Origin of the sequence: Streptomyces ziwulingensis (assembly GCF_039542605.1) — a bacterium.
GTDB lineage: Bacteria > Actinomycetota > Actinomycetes > Streptomycetales > Streptomycetaceae > Streptomyces > Streptomyces ziwulingensis.
The window spans coordinates 134,478-152,904 of record NZ_BAABIG010000084.1 but is presented as its reverse complement, the minus strand read 5'-3'; the positions used below and the strand labels follow the sequence as shown (position 1 = coordinate 152,904).

The 18,427-nt window shown below is 72.1% G+C and carries 14 protein-coding genes; 5 read left to right on the top strand and 9 right to left on the bottom strand.

What is annotated here, in order from left to right:
* Window positions 1-17: 17 nt before the first annotated feature.
* The gene (locus ABEB00_RS32385) at window positions 18-2,762 is read left to right on the top strand and encodes a KGGVGR-motif variant AAA ATPase (RefSeq protein WP_345624253.1); all 2,745 of its coding nucleotides are present in this window, start codon (window positions 18-20) and stop codon (window positions 2,760-2,762) included.
* 72 nt (window positions 2,763-2,834) lie between these two features.
* Here ABEB00_RS32385 and ABEB00_RS32380 read toward each other — a convergent pair whose 3' ends face one another.
* Window positions 2,835-3,923, bottom strand: a complete 1,089-nt coding sequence (locus ABEB00_RS32380; RefSeq protein ID WP_345624252.1) for an esterase-like activity of phytase family protein — start codon at window positions 3,921-3,923, stop codon at window positions 2,835-2,837.
* Window positions 3,924-4,085: 162 nt separating this feature from the next.
* On the opposite strand from ABEB00_RS32380, the gene ABEB00_RS32375 reads away from it, so the two are divergent.
* Window positions 4,086-6,374 carry an ArnT family glycosyltransferase gene (locus ABEB00_RS32375; protein WP_345624251.1) on the top strand — a complete coding sequence of 763 codons (2,289 nt, stop codon included), beginning with the start codon at window positions 4,086-4,088 and terminating at the stop codon, window positions 6,372-6,374.
* Window positions 6,375-6,530: 156 nt separating this feature from the next.
* On the top strand, window positions 6,531-7,340 hold the full coding sequence (locus ABEB00_RS32370; protein ID WP_345624250.1) for an endonuclease I family protein: 810 nt from the start codon (window positions 6,531-6,533) through the stop codon (window positions 7,338-7,340).
* A gap of 18 nt (window positions 7,341-7,358) precedes the next feature.
* Here ABEB00_RS32370 and ABEB00_RS32365 read toward each other — a convergent pair whose 3' ends face one another.
* The 4 genes from ABEB00_RS32365 to ABEB00_RS32350 all read right to left on the bottom strand — a co-directional run bounded on the left by ABEB00_RS32365 (window position 7,359) and on the right by ABEB00_RS32350 (window position 11,906).
* A complete protein-coding gene (locus ABEB00_RS32365) occupies window positions 7,359-7,958 on the bottom strand; it encodes an NADPH-dependent FMN reductase (RefSeq protein WP_345624249.1) in 600 nt (199 codons plus the stop codon).
* Window positions 7,959-8,342: 384 nt separating this feature from the next.
* Complete coding sequence (locus ABEB00_RS32360) at window positions 8,343-10,028, bottom strand: thiamine pyrophosphate-binding protein (RefSeq protein WP_345624248.1); 1,686 nt, start codon at window positions 10,026-10,028, stop codon at window positions 8,343-8,345.
* Entirely contained in the window at window positions 10,025-11,005 is a 981-nt protein-coding gene (gene speB / locus ABEB00_RS32355; protein WP_345624247.1) for an agmatinase, read from the bottom strand. The genes ABEB00_RS32360 and speB overlap by 4 nt, the downstream gene beginning before the upstream one ends.
* Window positions 11,006-11,207: 202 nt before the next feature.
* Window positions 11,208-11,906, bottom strand: a complete 699-nt coding sequence (locus ABEB00_RS32350; RefSeq protein ID WP_345624246.1) for a hypothetical protein — start codon at window positions 11,904-11,906, stop codon at window positions 11,208-11,210.
* Between the two features lie 160 nt (window positions 11,907-12,066).
* Between ABEB00_RS32350 and ABEB00_RS32345 the strand changes: the two genes are divergently transcribed.
* The gene (locus ABEB00_RS32345; RefSeq protein WP_345624245.1) at window positions 12,067-12,858 is read left to right on the top strand and encodes a phosphatase; all 792 of its coding nucleotides are present in this window, start codon (window positions 12,067-12,069) and stop codon (window positions 12,856-12,858) included.
* A gap of 25 nt (window positions 12,859-12,883) precedes the next feature.
* Here the strand turns inward: ABEB00_RS32345 and ABEB00_RS32340 are convergent, their stop codons facing one another.
* From ABEB00_RS32340 to ABEB00_RS32325, 4 genes are all read right to left on the bottom strand, one after another.
* Entirely contained in the window at window positions 12,884-13,858 is a 975-nt protein-coding gene (locus ABEB00_RS32340) for a cation diffusion facilitator family transporter (protein WP_345624244.1), read from the bottom strand.
* A 5-nt stretch (window positions 13,859-13,863) separates the two neighbouring features.
* Window positions 13,864-14,736 (bottom strand): acyl-CoA thioesterase, encoded by an 873-nt coding sequence (locus ABEB00_RS32335; RefSeq protein WP_345624243.1) that lies wholly within the window; start codon window positions 14,734-14,736, stop codon window positions 13,864-13,866.
* Between the two features lie 36 nt (window positions 14,737-14,772).
* Window positions 14,773-15,930 (bottom strand): acyl-CoA dehydrogenase family protein, encoded by a 1,158-nt coding sequence (locus ABEB00_RS32330; RefSeq protein WP_345624242.1) that lies wholly within the window; start codon window positions 15,928-15,930, stop codon window positions 14,773-14,775.
* Between the two features lie 138 nt (window positions 15,931-16,068).
* Complete coding sequence (locus tag ABEB00_RS32325; RefSeq protein WP_345624241.1) at window positions 16,069-16,710, bottom strand: TetR/AcrR family transcriptional regulator; 642 nt, start codon at window positions 16,708-16,710, stop codon at window positions 16,069-16,071.
* A 97-nt stretch (window positions 16,711-16,807) separates the two neighbouring features.
* Here ABEB00_RS32325 and ABEB00_RS32320 point away from each other — a divergent pair, with 97 nt between their 5' ends.
* The gene (locus ABEB00_RS32320) at window positions 16,808-18,424 is read left to right on the top strand and encodes a carboxyl transferase domain-containing protein (RefSeq protein ID WP_345624240.1); all 1,617 of its coding nucleotides are present in this window, start codon (window positions 16,808-16,810) and stop codon (window positions 18,422-18,424) included.
* Window positions 18,425-18,427 lie beyond the last annotated feature (3 nt).

Below are 18,427 nucleotides of genomic sequence, written 5' to 3'. Positions count from 1 at the left end.
TAGGAGAGTACGAGGCCGTGGCCGGATTGACGGATCTGGAAGGGCTGACGCCCCCGGAGCACCTGTTCACCTGGGTGGATGTGGACGACCACCTGGCGGCCCTCGCCGCCGCCGGCCGCTGGCCGGAGTGGCTCCTCGCAGCGGACGGCTGGTGGGACGGCCTGGAACTGGTCGTGTCCGGTGGCATCGAGGCCGGGACCGCGGAGAACTGGCTGAACAGCGCGTTCGGGGCCGGATCGACGGATTGGCAGGAGGGGACGCTCATGCTCCGGCTCGACGACCCGCGCACATCCGACTTCACCGGTATCCCCGTCGTCCTCAGCGGTGAGCCGGACGACGCGGATCAGCCGCGCCGCCTGCCCCTGCTGCGCGAGAAGCACATCACCCGCCAGTTGGCCCACGCACTGCAACGCCCCGCGACCGAGCGTTTCCAGGGTGACGTGCAGATTCTGGCTTTCCACTCCTTCAAGGGAGGGGTGGGCCGCACGGTGCACGCGGTCGCCATGGCCGACACGATCGCCCGCAGGGGCGGAAAGGTGCTGCTGGTCGATTCGGACCTCGAGGCACCAGGGATCACCTGGATGCACAAGGCCCAGGGCGGACAACTCGACTTCTCCTACGAGGATCTGCTCGCGCTGCTGCAGGGCTCCGAGGACGGCGGTTGGACAACGGCCGTCGACATCGCGGCCGCCTACCTTCCGAATCAGCAGGTCGGACGGTTCGCCGGCGGCGGGCGAGTCACCGTCGTCCCTACCAGCAGGAGGGAACACCTGGGCCCGCCGCGCATCGAGCCGGCCGATCTGCTGACGCCCGGGCGTTCGCCGTACTTCCTGACCGAGGCCCTCGCCGCTCTGGCCGTACGCACCGGTGCCGACACCGTCGTCGTGGATCTGCGCGCCGGGGCGTCCGAGCTGTCGGCTCCTGTCCTCCTCGACCCGCGGGTGCAGCGCGTCTTCGTCACCACGCTCAGTCACCAGTCACTGGAAGGGACGAAAACGCTTCTGAAGCAGTTGGGACGTCGCGCTCCCGCCTTGCGTGGCAAGGACCCGGCCAGCTCGGTGATTGTCACGCAGTACCGGCAGGACGTGCATGAAGCGCAGGCGGAACAGGCACGAGCGGAGCTGAGCAGTGCGCTGCTCTCGTCACTGAGGCCGCCGGAAGGTGACGCGGGGGTCGACTCCGACGACACCGGTGAAGTGGACGCCGACGTCCTCTCCCAGCCGCTGCTCAGCCCCTTCCGGGAGGAACTGCTCGCACTGCCCTCCTCCTGGGACGCCGTGCTGCGAGTACTGGAAAGCTGCAAAGTGTCCGAAGTGCTGGACTCGATCGTGCCCGCACCGGTCTCGTCCCAGGTCGCGGACTCGGATGAGACGGCGCATCCCGTCGACTACCCGTCGCTCCGTGAGCGCCTGGCGGAAACCGCACAGCCACTCATCTACGCCGAGCGAAAGGGCATGTCGTCAGCCAGTGGCTTCCTCGCGACCGATCCTTTGCGCCGCCTGCTCGGAGATCACCGCACCGAACCGCCCTTGGCCCTCGTCGTGGGCGCCAAGGGCGCGGGCAAGACGTTCATGTACGCGAAGGCCTGCGCGGCGAAAAGCTGGAGCACGTTCGCCGAGCAGTCCGGCGTCCGGGACGTACGTCTGGATCTGCCCGTGGTTCCCGTTCTGGAGTCGGACAATCTTGAGAACGATGATCTGACGACTCAGGATCTCAGGGACGCGTTCGCCAGGACGCACAGCTCAGCGGCCGGAGAGGCCGCCACTTCCCAGCAGATCAAGGACCGGCTGCGCTTGGGCCTTTCCACTCTCGGGGCGGAAGACGACATCGGATGGCGTCAGCTCTGGCTCGAGTGCCTGGCTCTCGCCGCGGGCGTACAACCGTCAGCGGATCGTGACGCGGAAACCGCGCTCACGGAACTCAGTAAGCAGTCGCGAGCGGTGTTCGTGATGGACGGACTCGAAGACCTTCTGCAGTCACTGGACACAGAGACCAAGCGCACCGCGCTGCGTGTGCTTCTGATCGATGTCCTCGCCTGGCTTCGTTCGCTGCGCGGGCGTCCTCTCGGACTCATCGTCTTCGTGCGCCGAGACCTTGTGAAGCGGGCGGTCCGCCAGAACAGCGAGCAGCTACTGGCACGCTACGAGCCCTATGCGCTGCGCTGGAACACGGAGGAGGCACTGCGGTTGGCCCTGTGGGTCACCGCCCATGCCGACGCGCTGCCCAAGGTCATGCCGGAGTCCGAGATCGCAGAACTTTCCTACGAGGCGCTGGTGGACGCCCTCATCCCCGTCTGGGGCTGGAAGATGGGGACGGAGAAGTCGAAAGAGGCCCGCTCCCACCTGTGGGTGCCCGCGGCTCTCGGAGATTTCAAGGACCAGGTGCAGGCCAGGGATGTCGTGGTGTTCCTGGCCGAGGCCGCACGTCATTCGATTCCCCAGACGACCTGGAACGATCGTGTGCTCGTACCCAGCGCCATGCGGAAAGCCCTGCTCGAATGCAGCACGATCAAAATCAGCGCCATCCAGGACGAGAGCCAGGAGATCGGTGACCTGCTGAGCCGGCTTCAGCGGGTCCGCGAGCCCGTCACGGTTCCCTTCTCCCTGGCTGAGGTGGGGCTCGATGTCGCCGAGGCGGATTTTCTCGTGGAATCTGGAGTCTTCGCACGGGGCAACGACGGTCGGTACTGGGTGGCGGAGATCTACCGCCACGGTCTGGGCTTCGGCAGCGAGCGGCGAGCACGTGTCCTCTGGCGCAGGTGAGCGGGGCGCCCCGGTCAGCTCCTTCCGGCCCCTGAACGGGGCCTGGTCCGTCGACCTGGCCCCGCGGGGACGTCAGACCCGTACCCGCAGCCGCAGGAAGCGGGTGGTCTGGGTGGTGTTCTGGTTGTCGTCGCTGACCAGGAGTACGTCGAGGCGGTCCTTGGTGCGGCCGGTGACCGCCATGCCCTCGATGTTGTCCAGGAGCGGGTTGGGCTGGGGCTGGCCCGCGGTGGCGCCGAGGGCGGGGCAGGCGGCGAGGTCGGTGAGGAGGGTCTTGCGGACCGTCCGTACGCCTTCGCCGGTGAGGGTGTCGACGCCGCTGGTGTCCGTGGCCCGGCGGGGGTCGGCCAGGTAGAGGTGGACGGTGTTGCCGACGCCGGAGGTGAAGCCGCGTTCCAGGACGAGGAGGCGGCCGTCGGACAGCGCGGTGATCTCGGGGACGCCGAGGCCGGTGCCGACGGGGTAGGCGTACTGGGCGCCGAGCCGGAAGTGGCCGTTCTTCGCGCGCTGCCAGGTCTGGAGGCGGACCAGGCCGGCGTCGTCGCCGGAGAGGGCGTACTCCATGGCGGCGACGAGGGTCCGGCCGTCCGGGAGCAGGGTGAGCCCCTCGAAGCTGCCGTTGACCTGGGCGCGGCCCGCGGGCGCGGTCCGCAGGGCGGCCGGTACGGGGAGCCGGTCGAGGATCTTCCCGGCCCGGGAGTAGCGGCGTACCGACGGCTCGGTCTCGGAGGAGACGAGGTACGTACCGTCCCGGTCGGCCACGAGCCCCTCGGAGTCGAGGGCGGCGCCGTTCTCGTCGGTGAGCGCCATGACGGACCGGGGCCGGAGCGTCTTCGCGTCCAGGCGGAACAGGGACGAGCGGTCGGAGAGGGCGGCGAGGGTGCCGCGGCCGTCGGGGGCGAGGGCGGAGAGGTTGCCGACGTAGGTGCCCTCGAAGGTGGTCTTGTCCAGGGCGTCGGAGAAGGAGGACAGGGAGACCGACGGTGAGCAGGCGTTCTTCGGCCGGCTCTGCTGGGCGGCGCTCACGGGGGCGGCGGCCGTGGCGGAGACGCCGGCGGAGGCGGTGGCGGAGGCGGTGGCGGAGGCGGTGCCTACGGCGGTGAGGCAGGTGGTCGCCGCGAGGCAGGCGGTGAGGGTGGTGAGGAAGGGGCGCAGACGCATGGCGGTCAGCGTAGGCCGGGCGGGTGACGGCGGGTGGGCCGGTGCGTGAAGCGTACGGGGGGCGCGGGCGGCGGGGCGCGAGCGCGCCCCCCCCCCGCGATTCACAGGCAACGGCCAGGCAGGCCACAGTGCGCGCCCACGCGGGCCACGGACGATGCCACCGTGACCTCAGCCACCGATCCACACCGTCCCGCGGCCACACCTGCCGACCGGCTCCCGCCACCGCCGCCCGCGGCGCCCCCGAGGAGCGCACCCCGCTGGTCCTTGCCGGCCCTGCTGGCGATCCTCGTCCTAGCGGGCGCGCTGTACTCCTGGAACCTCTCCTCGTCCGGCCTGAACAGCTTCTACAGCGCCGCCGTACTCAGTGGCACGGAGAGCTGGAAGGCCTGGTTCTTCGGCTCGCTGGACGCGGGGAACTTCCTCACCGTCGACAAGCCGCCACTGGCGCTGATGGTCATGGGCCTGTCCTGCCGCGTCCTCGGCTACGGCACCTGGCAGATGATGCTGCCGATGATCGCGGCCGCGCTGGCCACGATCTGGATCCTGCACACCAGCGTGCAGCGGGTGTGGGGCCACGGCGCGGCGGCCGTCGCCGCGCTGGTGCTCGCCCTGACCCCGATCACCGTCGCCATCAACCGGGACAACAACCCCGACACGCTCCTGGTCCTCCTGATGGTGGGCGGGGCGGCGCTCGGCCTGCGGGCCGTCCGCACCGACCGGCTGCTGCCCCTGCTGGGCTCGGCGGCCTGCTTCGGCCTCGCGTTCAACACCAAGATGCTCCAGGGCTACATCGCCCTGCCCGCCGTCTTCGCCGTGTACGTGTACGCCTCGCGGCTCGGATGGGCGAAGCGCGCCCGCCACCTGGTGCTCGCCGCCGTCGTGCTCGCCGTCTCCAGCTTCTGGTGGGCGGCGGCCGTCTCCCTCGTACCCGCCGACGAGCGGCCGTACATCGGCGGTTCGACGGACGGCACCGCCTGGGACCTGATCATGGGCTACAACGGCCTCGGCCGGGTCCTCGGCGGCGAGGGCAACGGTGGCGGCGGAGGCGGCGGAGGCGGCGGCAGTTTCGCCGGGACCGCCGGGATCGGCCGGATGTTCAACGACGTCCTCGGCGGCCAGATCTCCTGGCTGCTGCCCTTCGCGGGCATCGCGCTCGTCGGCGGCCTGGTGCTGCGCGGCCGGGCCCCGCGCACCGACCCCACCCGCGCCGCGCTGGTGCTCTGGGGCGGCTGGACCGTCCTGCACTATCTGACCTTCGCCATGGCCGAGGGCACCATGCACCCGTACTACACGACCGCGCTGGCCCCCGGCATCGCGGCCCTGTGCGGAGGCGGCGGCGTGATGCTGCTGCGCGCCCTGCGCACCGACCGGCGGTGGGTGTGGGTGCTGCCGCTGGGCCTGGGTGTCACCGGCGTCTGGGCGATCGTGCTGCTGCGGCGGGCATCCGGCTGGAACACCTGGCTGTGGCCGGCGATCGCCGTGGTGATGGCCCTGGCCATCGCGGGTCTGATCCTCTTCCGCTCGGGCCGGCGGGTGCGGCTGCTCGCGGTCTCCGTCGCCGCGGCGGTCGTCGCCTCGGTGGCGGGTCCGGCGGCGTACGCCTGGTCGGTGCCGTCCGGTTCCGGCGGCGGTATGGGCGGGACGAATCCGACGGCCGGGCCCACGACGGGCAGCGGCATGGGCGGACCCGGCGGCGCGGGCGGCGGCCGGGGCGGGTTCCCGGGCGGCGGTGAACTGCCGGGCGGCTCCGAACAGGGCGGCCAGGCGGGCGGCGGCTTCCCCGGCGGCGGCATGCCGGGCGGCAGCGGCTCGGGCGGCAGCGGCTCGGCCGAGGGCGGACCCCAGGGCGGCGGTACGCCTCCCGGTGGTACGGCCGAGGCGGGCGGTACTCCCCCGAACGGCTCCGGCTCCGGCTCCGGTGCGGCGGGCGGTGGGCAGTCCGGCGAGGCTACCGGCGCGCCCGGCGGTACGGAGGGCGGCATGGGTGGCGGTGGCATGGGCGGCGGCATGGGCGGTGCCGACAGTGAGCTGATCGCCTACCTGAAGAAGCACCAGGACGGCGCCGAGTGGCTGCTGGCGGTGTCGAGTTCGCAGAGCGCGGCGCAGATCATCGTGAGCAGCGGTGAGCCGGTGATCTCCATGTGGGGATGGTCCGGCAGCGACAAGGCGATGACCCTCGCCAAGCTCAAGGAGCTGGTGAAGAACGGCGAGCTGCACTACATCCAGCTCGGCGGTGGCGGCATGGGCGGCGGCATGGGCGGGGACTCCTCGCTCAGCACCGAGGTCACGGAGTGGGTGCGGAAGAACGGCACGGCCGTGAAGGCGAGCGAGTACGGCGCCGACACCTCCGAATCGACCTCGGACTCCGAATCGACCTCCGGGTCCGGCTCCGGCTCTGGCTCCGAGAGCACCTCCACCGTCTACCGTTTGGATGCTTCTGACGTGAACTGACCGCCTACGCACCGAATCTGAACGCGACGGCCCCCGACCACCACGGCCGGGGGCCGTCGCCACGCAATCGACACGTCATGTACACCACAACTACAACATGTCCATGCCACCCTCATCCCACCGACCTGTTCAACACGCGTAGATCGGACACCCCACATGCTCGCGATACGCATCCCGATCCGGCGGCGGAAAGCGGTGGCGCTCGCCACCGCGGCCGCGCTGGCCGCCCTCGCCACCCCCACCCTGACGGCCGCCCCGGCCACGGCGACGACGACCGACTACGACACGACGTACTACAAGAACGCGATCGGCAAGACGGGGACCAGCCTCAAGTCCTCGCTGCACACGATCATCAGCAGCCAGACGAAGATCTCCTACTCGGCGGTCTGGGACGCGCTGAAGGCCACCGACCAGGATCCGAACAACAGCGCCAACGTGGTCCTGCTGTACAGCGGTGTCTCCCGCGGCAAGTCCCTCAACGGCGGTGACCTCGGCGACTGGAACCGCGAGCACACCTGGGCCAAGTCGCACGGCGACTTCGGCGAGGCGACCGGCCCCGGCACCGACCTGCACCACCTGCGCCCCGCCGACGTGCAGGTCAACAGCGTCCGCGGCAACAAGGACTTCGACAACGGCGGCAGTTCGGTCTCGGGCGGCGGCGGCAGCCTCACCGACTCCGACTCCTTCGAGCCGCGCGACGCCGACAAGGGCGACGTCGCCCGCATGATCCTCTACATGACCGTGCGCTACGAGGGCGGCGACGGCTGGGCCGACCTGGAGCCCAACGAGAAGGTCGCCAACGGCAGCAACCCGTACATGGGCAAGCTCGCCGTGCTCAAGCAGTGGAGCGACGAGGACCCGCCGAGCGCCTTCGAGGAGAGGCGCAACCAGGTCATCTACGACACCTACCAGCACAACCGCAACCCGTTCATCGACCACCCGGAGTGGGTCGAGGCGATCTGGTAGCGGCTCCGGCAGCGGTTCCTACGACGGGTAGGGGGCGGCCGCGCGGGCCGTGCGGAGCGCCCCCGCCCACCAGGCCAACTGCTCCAGCAGGAGCTTGGCGTACCCGTGCACCGCGGGGTCGAGCGGGACGCCGTCCCGCCAGACGGCCGGGTAGTCGGGGAAGGCGAGACCGTCGCGGACGGTCACCGCGTGCAGTTCGCTGAACACGTTCTCCAGGTGGAGTACGGCATGCCGGCCGCCCGCGGGACCGCCGTAGCTGACGAAGGCGACGGGCTTGGCCGCCCACTGGGTGTAGTGCCAGTCGATGGCGGCCTTCAGGGACGCCGGACAACTGTGGTTGTACTCCGGCGTGACCACGATGAACGCGTCGGTGGCCGCGAGCGCCGAGGTCAGCGGGGCCATGCCGGCCGGGCGGGGGTAGTCGTCGCCGGCGTGCTTGGGCGAGGCGTCCGGCAGCGCGAGCGGGAGGTCGATGCCGACGAGGTCGACGACCTCCACGTCGAACGCCCCGTATGCGGTGGCCTGTCCGGCGACCCAGGAGGAGACCACCGGGCCGAACCGGCCCTCCCGGACGCTGCCGACGAGGATGACGAGCCGGTGCTTGCTGTCGTTGTCCATGACCACGACGATCGGCGTCCGCCGCGGCGGCAGCCAGACCGGGTACAGGCTGGCCCTCGCGGGGCCACCCTGCGCACTGCCCGGCCGCGGCGTCCCGCCGCGCGGGGTCCTGCGGCTCGACCACCCGTTGGGGGGCCCGCTCCGGCTGCGCCGCGAGACGCTCGACCTGACCTCGGACGGGCAGCAGGTGGTCGTCTTCCTGCCCGCCGGCGAGCAGACGGAAGCGGCCGTCGACCGCCTGCCCGCCCCCACCCCGTCCTCATCCCTCTCCTCGTCCTCATCCCTCTCCTCGTCCTCCTCCCGCTCCCCGTCTCCCACACCGTCCCCCTCGTCCCGGGGGCAGGGCCGGCTGCGGGCGGTGCGGTGCGGTGCGGTGACCGGTCCTCAGCCCAGGTGCGTGGGGGCGAACATCCGCAGGACGGCCGGGAGGACGACCACCGAGGGGCCGGAGGCCGACAGCGCCGCGGCGAGGTCCTTCTCCAGGGTCTCCGGCGTGGTGCGTACGCCGGGCACGCCGAACGACTCGGCCAGGGCCACGTGGTCGGGGCGGGTCGGCCCGGTCGCCGCGGACCGGCCGAAGGCGTCGGTCGGGTACTCGCGCAGGATGCCGTAGCCGCCGTCGTCGACGATCAGCCAGGTGACGTCCAGGTCGTACTGGCGGGCGGTGGCCAGCTCGGCGAGGGAGTAGAGCGCGCCGGCGTCGCCGGAGACCGCGAGCACCGGGCGGGTCGGGTCGGCCGCGGCGGCGCCGAGGGCGGCCGGGAAGGCGTAGCCGAGGCCGCCGGCGCCCTGGGCCGAGTGCATGGTGTTGGGGCGCCCCGGGTCGAAGGCGGACCAGGCCCAGTAGGCCAGGATCGTCATGTCCCAGAAGGAGGGCGCGGCGGTGGGCAGGGCGCGGCGGACGGACGCCAGCACCTGCTGCTCCAGGTCGAGTCCCTGGGCGTCGAGGCGCGCCCGGACCCGCTCCAGGAGGTCCCGTACGCGCTCCGGCGCGGTCTCGTCCGGGCGCCGGTCCACCGTCTCCAGGAGTGCCTGGAGGGCGAGGCGGGCGTCGGCGTGGATGCCGAGGGCGGGGTGGTTGGACTCCAGTTTGCCGAGGTCGGCCTCGATCTGGATGACCCGGCCGCGCGGCCGGAAGGTGTGGTGGTTCGAGGAGAGTTCGCCGAGTCCGGAGCCGACGACGAGGAGGACGTCGGCGTCCTCCAGGAAGTCGGTGGTGTGCCGGTCCTCCAGCCAGGACCGGAGCGAGAGCGGGTGTTCCCAGGGGAAGGCGCCCTTGCCGCCGAAGGTGGTGACCACGGGGGCGTTCAGCCGCTCGGCGAGCTGCCGCAGCTTGCGGGAGGCGTCCGCGCGGACCACCCCGCCGCCCGCGATGATCGCCGGGCGGGCGGCGCGGGAGAGCAGGTCGGCGGCGACCGCGGTGAGTTCCACCCGGGGGGCGGGCTCGTCGGGGGTCGCGTCCACGCCGGTCACCACCGGCAGGGTGGTGGGGGCCAGCAGCACGTCCTGCGGGATCTCCACCCAGACCGGGCCGTGCGGGGCGGTCAGCGCCGACTTCCAGGCGGCGGCGATCGCGGACGGGATCTGCGAGGCGGCGCGGACGGTGTGCACGGACTTGACCACACCCCGGAACGAGGCGGCCTGGTCGGGGAGTTCGTGCAGATACCCGTGGCGTCCGCCGCCGAGCCCGGCGGTCGGGACCTGGCCGCCGATGGCGAGGACCGGGGCGCTCGCGGCGGCGGCCTCCTGGAGCGCGGCCAGCGAGGTCAGCGCGCCGGGGCCGGTGGAGAGCAGCAGCGGGGCCGCCTCGCCGGTGATCCGGCCGTAGGCGTCGGCGGCGAAACCGGCGTTGTTCTCCACCCGCAGCCCGAGATAGCGCAGGTCGGAGCGGTGCAGCGCGTCGAACAGGGCGAGCGCGGGCCGGCCGGGCAGGCCGAACACGGTGGTCGCGCCGAGCCCGGCCAGGGTCTCCACGACCAGGTCTCCGCCGTTGCGGCCGGCCGGGGGGTTCAGCGCCGCCTCGGTCTGCGCGGGCGTCGGACGGAGTTCCAGGTCGTGGTCGTGGGTCACTGCGGCTCTTTCTCCTCGCGGCCCCGGGCGATCTGCCGGGACATGATCGTCGTCAGTTCGTACGCGGTGTGGGAAGCCGCCACCGATGTGATCTCGGCGTGGTCGTACGCCGGGGCCACCTCGACGACGTCCGCCGACACCAGGTTGCACGACGTGAGACCGCGCAGGATCTCCAGCAGCTCGCGGGAGGTCATGCCGCCGGCCTCCGGGGTGCCGGTGCCGGGCGCGTGCGCCGGGTCGAGGCAGTCGATGTCGATGGAGATGTAGAGCGGGCGGTCGCCGATGCGCTGCCGCAACTGGTCGGCGACCTCGTCGGCGCCGCGCCGGTAGACGTCGGCGGAGGTGACGATGCCGAAGCCCATCTTCGCGTCGTCGGTGAGGTCCCGCTTGCCGTAGAGCGGGCCGCGGGTGCCGACGTGGGAGAGGGCGGAGGTGTCGAGGATGCCCTCCTCGACCGCGCGGCGGAACGGGGTGCCGTGGGTGTACTCGGCGCCGAAGTACGTGTCCCAGGTGTCGAGGTGGGCGTCGAAGTGGAGCAGCGCGACCGGTCCGTGCTTCTTCGCGACCGAGCGCAGCAGCGGCAGGGCGATGGTGTGGTCGCCGCCGAGGGTCATCAGCCGGGCGCCGGTGCCCAGCAGGTCGTCGGCCGCCGTCTCGATCGTCTCCACGGCCTCGTGGATGTCGAACGGGTTGACGGCGATGTCGCCGCCGTCGGCGACCTGGGCGAGAGCGAACGGGGAGGCGTCCTGCGCCGGGTTGTACGGGCGCAGCAGCCGGGACGCCTCCCGGATGGCGTTGCCGCCGAAGCGGGCGCCCGGCCGGTACGAGACACCCGAGTCGAACGGCACCCCCACCACGGCGACGTCGGCGCGGCCGACCTCGTCCAGACGGGGCAGCCGCGCGAAGGTCGCGGGTCCGGCGTACCGGGGGACGCGGGAGGAGTCGACGGGGCCGCGGGGAGTCTCGTTGCTGCTCATGAACTGCCTTCCTTCGTACGCTTCGTCCGCTTCGTCGCGTACCGCCGGTCCGGATTGGCACGGGGTGACCGAAAAGCCACTGCGAAGTGTACGTTTCGTCCGATCGACCGGCGTCCGGACCCGTTGTTCCGTTCGGCGTGGGACGAGGTGAGCCCCCGGCGGCGGGACCGGAACCGGCCCCGCCGCCGGGGGCTGGGCGGCTTCAGCCCCGGCCGGAACGCCTGCCGGCTTGGCGAGAAGCAGCCTGGCCGCCGCCGGAGTGGCGGTGCGTGGTGCCGGAATGTGTCCCGGACCGGCCCTGGCCGCCGCCGGAGTGGCGTTGCGTGGTCCCGGACTGGCCCTGGGCGGCATAGCCCTGGCCGGAGTAACCCTGGGCGGCATAGCCCTGGCCGGAGTAACCCTGCGGGGTTCCGGAGTACCCCTGCCCGGAATAGCCCTGCCCGGAGTACCCCTGCCCGGAGTAACTCTGGGCTGAGTAGTCCCGGCTGTCCGGTACATAGGGGGTGACGGGGTCGAGGCTGTTGACCGCGAAGGCGATGGCGGACTGCCGCTCGCTCTCGGGCGCGGAGAACCCACCCGACTGATACGGCGTCCCGGCCGACCCCGGGTACGTCGGAGCCGGGGAGCCGTGGGCCGCCGTCGCGGAGGACGGGGCGCCCCCGAAGGAGTAACTCGGCGGGGCTTGCGAGGGGGCGGGCGTGCCGCCGTAGTACGCCTCGGCGCCGGTCCGGCCGCCGCCGTACGCGGGGGCGGGGGTGCCGACGCTCGCGGGCCGATCGACGTCGGCTTGCTGGGAGTACCCGCCGTAGTTGTGGCTCGGTGCGTTGCCCGACCACATCCGCGGGTCGTTGGGATAGGTGGCGTAGCTCCGGTCGTACGGCCGCTCGGGGGGTGAAGACATCTCCGCTGTTCCTCTCGTCGTGTTCTCGTCGTGTTCCGGGGCACGAAACCGCGTGGCAGGACTACGCGTGAACGCGGCCAGTGGTTCACGGGGGCGCTCGCAGGTGGCCGGTGGTGCCCGCGCAAGCGCGGGCCCGGCCGGGTGCCGCACAATGGGAGCCATGCCGATACCCGGGACACCCAGCCGTGCCGAACTCGTCGAACACCTCGTCAGAACACGTATCGCGGGCGAGGTCGCCACTCCCCGCGAGAACAACCTCTCGCACTACCGGAAACTGGCGAACGGCGACCGCAACTTCTGGCTCGGCCTGGAGCTGGGCGACCGCTGGACCGACGAGCAGGACGTGCTCGCGGTGATGGCGGAGCGGGTCGGTGTCGTGGACGACGCCGAGCACCGCTACGGGCAGGACACCATCGACCCCGAGCTGACCGTGGACGCGCTGGAGCGGCTGGCGGCCCGGCTGCGCAAGGCGGCCGACGGCGGGCAGCGGGTGCTGTTCGCCACCGGCCACCCCGGCGGCCTGCTGGACGTGCACCGGGCCACGGCCGCCGCGCTGCGCGCCGCCGGCTGCGAGATCGTCGTCATCCCCGAGGGGCTGCGGACCGACGAGGGGTACGTGGTGCAGTTCGCGGACGTGGCGGTGCAGGAGCACGGCGCCACGCTGTGGCACACGCACTCCGGCGAGCCGATGAAGGCGATCCTCACCGGCCTGGAGCGCGCGGGCCGGCCGCTGCCCGACCTGGTCGTCGCCGACCACGGCTGGGCGGGGTACGCCGGGCAGCACGGCGTCGACTCCTGCGGTTACGCCGACTGCAACGACCCGGCGCTCTTCCTCGCCGAGGCCGAGGGCACCCTCCAGGTCACGATCCCGCTCGACGACCATGTGCTCAGCCCGCGCTACTACGACCCGATGACGGCGTACCTGCTCGCCGCGGCGGGGCTGGCCGAGTAGCCCTGCCCGGTGGGAGGGGCTGCCGTCACGGCCACGGGTTCAGCCCCTCCGCGCGGCGCTGCGCGTACCCCGGCGTCGGGTCCAGGTAGACCCGCCGGACCGCCGGGAACAGCTCCCGCAGCCGCGTCTCCGCCTGATCGCAGGCCCACTCGATCTGGGCCGCCGTCGCCAGGTCCCGGAAGTCGACCTTGGCGGCGACCAGCGCCTCCCGGGGGCCCTGCACGAGCGTGGTCAGCTCCAGGACGGCCTCGATGTGCTCCACCGCCAGCAGTTCGGCGCGGATCCGCTCCCGCGTGGTGCGGGGCAGCGCCCGGCCGATGAGGAACTCGGCGTTGGACCGGCCCAGCACCCAGGCGACGTAGAGCAGCAGGGCGCCGATGCACAGGGACGCGGCGCCGTCCCAGCCGCCGGAGCCGGTGAGCTGTCCGCCGAGCAGTCCGCCCGCGGCCAGCACCAGGCCGATCAGGGCGGCGGAGTCCTCCAGGACGACGGCCTTGACGGCGGTGTCGGGGGTGCGGCGCAGATAGCGGCCGAAGGGCACCCGGGCGCGCCCCGCCTCACCGCGCGCCTGCTTCAGGCCGGTGCGCAGCGAGTAGCCCTCCAGGAGGAAGGCGACGGCGAGGACGAGGTACGACAGCAGCGGGTCGCCGAGTTCCTCGCCCCGGACGAGGGTGTGGACACCGTCGTAGATCGAGAAGACCGCGCCGCCGACGAAGGTGGCGACGGCGGCGAGCAGCGCCCAGATGTAGCGCTCGGGGCCGTGCCCGAGGGGGTGGTCCTCGTCGGCGGGCCGGACGCTGCGTCTGAGCGAGGTCAGCAGCAGGACCTCGGTGACGGTGTCGGCGAAGGAGTGCGCGGCCTCCGACAGCATCGCGCTGGAGCCGCTGAGCACGCCCGCGACGGCCTTGGCGAGGGCGATGCCCAGATTGGCGACGGCGGCGACGATCACCGTGAAGGTGCTCTCGCCGCCGCCCGTGGTCTCGTGTTCTTGTTCCGCCATGGCCCTCAGTCTTCCCGAGGCACGCGGACCACGCCCTCCTGGATCACCGAGAGGGCGAGCCGCCCGTCCTGCGTGTAGATGCGGGCCTGGCCCAGGCCCCGGCCGCCGTGGGCCGACGGCGACTGCTGGTCGTACAGCAGCCATTCGTCGGCGCGGAAGGGCCGGTGGAACCACATGGCGTGGTCCAGGGAGGCGCCGACGACGTCGCCGAGGGCCCAGCCGCCGCGCCCGTGGGCGAGGAGCACCGAGTCCAGGAGGGTCATGTCGGAGACGTAGGTGGCGAGGACGACGTGGAGCAGCGGGTCGTCCGCGAGTTTGCCGGCGGTGCGGAACCAGACCTGGGAGTGCGGTTCGCGCGGCTCGCCGAAACTGCCGTAGGGCGGGTCGTCGACGTACCGCAGGTCCACGGCCGCGCGTGCCTCCAGGAACCGTTCGACGGTGGTGGCGGGCAGGTGCGGATAGCCGCGCAGCCGCTCCTCGTTGGTGGGGAGCGTCGCCGGGTCCGGGGCGGGCGGCATGGGGGCCTGGTGGTCGAGGCCCTCCTCGTACGTCTGGAAGGACGCCGACAGCCCGAAGATCGGTTTGCCGTGCTGGACGGCGACCACCCGGCGGGTGGTGAAGGAACGGCCGTCGCGGAGCCGGTCGACCTGGTAGACGAGGGGGACGTCCGGGTCGCCGGGGCGCAGGAAGTACGCGTGCAGGGAGTGGGCGTGGCGGTCCTCGGGGACCGTCCGCCCGGCGGCCACCAGGGCCTGGGCCGCGACCTGTCCGCCGAAGACCCGGGGGACGACGGCGGACCGGGACCGGCCGCGGAAGATGTCCTGCTCGATCCGCTCCAGGTCGAGCAGGTCGAGCAGCGACTGCAGTGCCTCGCTCATGGGTCTCCGTGGTGCCGGGCCGCTGTTGTCCGCGCCCTACAGGCCCATGTTCTTCGCGATGATCATCTTCATGACCTCGCTGGTGCCGCCGTAGATGCGGTTGACGCGGTTGTCCGCGTACAGGCGGGCGATCGGGTACTCGTTCATGTAGCCGTAGCCGCCGTGGAGCTGGAGGCAGCGGTCGATGACGCGGTGGGCGACCTCGGTGGTGAACAGCTTGGCGCTCGCGGCCTCGGCGGCGGTCAGCTCGCCGGCGTCCAGGGCCTCCAGGGCGCGGTCGGCGACCGCCTCGGCGGCGTCCACCTCGGCCTGGCAGGCGGCCAGCTCGAACTTGGTGTTCTGGAAGCTGGCGACCGTCTTGCCGAAGACGGTGCGGTCCTGGACGTACTGCTTGGCGAAGCGGACGGCGGCCTTGGCCTGCGCGTAGGCGCCGAAGGCGATGCCCCAGCGCTCGGAGGGCAGGTTGGCGCCGAGGTAGTGGAAGCCCTTGTTCTCCGCGCCGAGCAGGTCCTCGACGGGGACCTTGACGTCGACGAAGGCCAGTTCGGCGGTGTCGGAGGTGCGCAGGCCGAGCTTGTCGAGCTTGCGGCCCACCGAGTAGCCGGGGGACTTGGTGTCCACCGCGAACAGGGAGATGCCGTGGCGGCGGTCCTCGGCGGTGGGCGGGGCGGTGCGGGCGCAGACGATGACCCGGTCGGCGTGGACACCGCCGGTGATGAAGGTCTTGGCGCCGTTGAGGACGTAGTGGGTGCCGTCCGCGGCGAGTTTGGCGGTGGACTTCATGCCCGCGAGGTCGGAGCCGGTGCCCGGCTCGGTCATCGCGATCGCCCACATCTCCTCGGCGGAGACGAACTTCGGCAGGAACCGCTTCTTCTGCTCGTCGGTGGCGAGCATCTTCAGATACGGCAGGGCGAGCAGCACGTGCACGCCGGAGCCGCCGAAGGTGACGCCCGCGCGGGCGGTCTCCTCGTACTGGATCGCCTCGAACTTGTGGCTGTCCAGGCCGGCGCCGCCGAACTCCTCGGGCACGTTGATGCCGAACAGGCCCAGCTCGGCCAGCTTGTGGTAGAACTCGCGGGGCACGATGCCCTGGGTGAACCACTCGTCGTAGACCGGGACGACCTCGGCCTCGATGAAGGCGCGCAGGGTCTCGCGGAACGCCTCGTGATCCTCGTTGAACACCGTACGGCGCATCACGCCACCTTCCACCGGAATACGTCTGTCTAAGCGCTTGCTCAGACCCCACCGTACCGGTGGGTAGCGAGGGGCGTCCAGAGTGGCTTCCGGGTAACTCTCGTCACGCCCCCGGCGCACTCCCCGGCACGCCCCCTGTCACGCCCGCGCCCCGGCCGCCGCGAACGCGCCGCGCGCCATGCGGCTGAGCAGGTCCGCGGTGCGGGCCCGGCCGGGCAGGGCGCCGGGCCGGCCGAGGTGCGGGGTGGAGTTGAGCAGGCCGAAGACGGAGTGGACCGCCGAGCGGGCGCTGGGCTCGGCGAGGTCCGGGTAGACCCGGCGCACCACCTCCACCCACAGCTCCACGTACTGCCGCTGGAGCTGGCGCACCAGCTTGCGGTCGCTGTCCCGGAGCCGGTCCAGTTCCCGGTCGTGCAGGGTGATCAGCGGACGGTCGTCGAGCGCGAAGTCGATGTGCCCCTCGATCAGCGAGTCGAGGACCGCCTCCGGGTCGGCGCCGATCGAGCCGGCCGCGTCGGCCGTGCCTGCCGCGCCGGGGCCGCCCGCTTCCGCCAGGCGGCGCTTCGCGCCCGTCAGGAGCTGGCCGCTGATGCCGACCAGCAGTTCGGCGAGCATCGCGTCCTTGCCGGGGAAGTGCCGGTACAGGCCGGGACCGCTGATACCGACCGCCGCGCCTATCTCGTCCACGCCCACCCCGTGGAAGCCGCGCTCGGCGAAGAGCCGGGCGGCCTCCTTGAGGATCTGCTCGCGGCGGGTCGGGGCGTCGGTTCTGGTGGCCATGGGAACGATTCTAGACAGGGAGGTTAGCGGTCGTTAACCTGAAGGGAGTGCGTTAACGCTCATTAACTGGTGGACCACTGGGTGAGGGGACCGCGGTATGCATCAGGCACCGGAGCTGACGAGCGCGGCAGATCCCGCCTCCGAGGCGTATCGGGCCAACGAGGAGGCGCACCGCGTCCTCGTGGAGGAGCTGCGCGGCAGGCTGGCCGCGGCCCGGCTCGGCGGGGGCGCGCGGGCCCGCGCCCGGCACACCGCGCGCGGCAAGCTGCTTCCGCGCGAGCGGGTGGACCGGCTGCTCGACCCCGGCTCGCCCTTCCTGGAGCTGGCGCCGCTGGCCGCCGAGGGGATGTACGAAGGGCAGGCCCCGGCCGCCGGCGTCATCGCCGGGATCGGGCGGGTCAGCGGCCGGGCGTGCGTGATCGTGGCCAATGACGCCACCGTCAAGGGCGGCACCTACTACCCGATGACGGTGAAGAAGCACCTGCGCGCCCAGGAGGTGGCGCTGGAGAACCGCCTGCCCTGTCTGTACCTGGTCGACTCCGGCGGGGCGTTCCTGCCGATGCAGGACGAGGTCTTCCCCGACCGGGAGCACTTCGGGCGGATCTTCTTCCACCAGGCCCGGATGTCCGCGGCCGGCATCCCGCAGATCGCGGCCGTCCTCGGCTCCTGCACGGCGGGCGGGGCGTATGTGCCCGCGATGAGCGACGAGGCCGTGATCGTGCGCGGCCAGGGCACCATCTTCCTGGGCGGCCCGCCGCTGGTGAAGGCGGCCACGGGCGAGGTGGTGAGCGCCGAGGAACTGGGCGGCGGCGAGGTGCACGCGCGGGTGTCGGGGGTGACCGACCACCTCGCCGAGGACGACGCGCACGCCCTCCGGATCGTCCGGGACATCGTGGACACGCTCCCCGCGCGCGGGGCGCCGCCCTGGGAGGTGCGGCCGGCCGCCGAGCCCAAGGTGGACCCCTTCGGGCTGTACGGGGCGGTGCCGGTCGACTCCCGCACCCCCTACGACGTCCGCGAGATCATCGCACGCGTGGTGGACGGTTCCCGGTTCGCCGAGTTCAAGGCCGAGTTCGGGCAGACCCTGGTCACCGGCTTCGCCCGGATCCACGGCCACCCGGTGGGCATCGTCGGCAACAACGGCATCCTCTTCTCCGAGTCCGCGCAGAAGGGCGCCCACTTCATCGAGCTGTGCGACCAGCGCGGCATCCCGCTGCTCTTCCTGCAGAACATCTCCGGCTTCATGGTCGGCCGGGACTACGAGGCGGGCGGCATCGCCAAGCACGGCGCCAAGATGGTCACGGCGGTCGCGTGCGCGCGGGTGCCGAAGCTGACGGTCGTGGTCGGCGGCTCCTACGGCGCCGGGAACTACTCGATGTGCGGCCGGGCCTACTCCCCCCGCTTCCTGTGGATGTGGCCGGGCGCCAAGATCTCGGTGATGGGCGGCGAACAGGCCGCCTCGGTCCTCGCCACCGTCAAACGGGACCAGTGGGAGGCGCGCGGCGAGGAGTGGCCCGCGGCGGAGGAAGAGGCGTTCAAGGCGCCCGTCCGCGCGCAGTACGCCCACCAGGGCAACGCCTACTACGCCACCGCCCGCCTCTGGGACGACGGGGTCATCGACCCCCTCGACACCCGGCAGGTCCTGGGACTCGCCCTGACCGCCTGCGCCCACGCGCCGCTGGGAGAACCCCAGTTCGGCGTCTTCCGGATGTGAGGA

What these genes read in the sequence shown, in the direction of transcription:
- ABEB00_RS32380 (WP_345624252.1), bottom strand. Translation starts at nt 3,923, where the DNA reads ATGCGTCTGCGCCCCTTCCTCACCACCCTCACCGCCTGCCTCGCGGCG.
- ABEB00_RS32370 (WP_345624250.1), top strand. Translation starts at nt 6,531, where the DNA reads ATGCTCGCGATACGCATCCCGATCCGGCGGCGGAAAGCGGTGGCGCTC.
- ABEB00_RS32365 (WP_345624249.1), bottom strand. Translation starts at nt 7,958, where the DNA reads ATGGACAACGACAGCAAGCACCGGCTCGTCATCCTCGTCGGCAGCGTC.
- speB (WP_345624247.1), bottom strand. Translation starts at nt 11,005, where the DNA reads ATGAGCAGCAACGAGACTCCCCGCGGCCCCGTCGACTCCTCCCGCGTC.
- ABEB00_RS32350 (WP_345624246.1), bottom strand. Translation starts at nt 11,906, where the DNA reads ATGTCTTCACCCCCCGAGCGGCCGTACGACCGGAGCTACGCCACCTAT.
- ABEB00_RS32345 (WP_345624245.1), top strand. Translation starts at nt 12,067, where the DNA reads ATGCCGATACCCGGGACACCCAGCCGTGCCGAACTCGTCGAACACCTC.
- ABEB00_RS32340 (WP_345624244.1), bottom strand. Translation starts at nt 13,858, where the DNA reads ATGGCGGAACAAGAACACGAGACCACGGGCGGCGGCGAGAGCACCTTC.
- ABEB00_RS32335 (WP_345624243.1), bottom strand. Translation starts at nt 14,736, where the DNA reads ATGAGCGAGGCACTGCAGTCGCTGCTCGACCTGCTCGACCTGGAGCGG.
- ABEB00_RS32330 (WP_345624242.1), bottom strand. Translation starts at nt 15,930, where the DNA reads ATGCGCCGTACGGTGTTCAACGAGGATCACGAGGCGTTCCGCGAGACC.
- ABEB00_RS32325 (WP_345624241.1), bottom strand. Translation starts at nt 16,710, where the DNA reads ATGGCCACCAGAACCGACGCCCCGACCCGCCGCGAGCAGATCCTCAAG.
- ABEB00_RS32320 (WP_345624240.1), top strand. Translation starts at nt 16,808, where the DNA reads ATGCATCAGGCACCGGAGCTGACGAGCGCGGCAGATCCCGCCTCCGAG.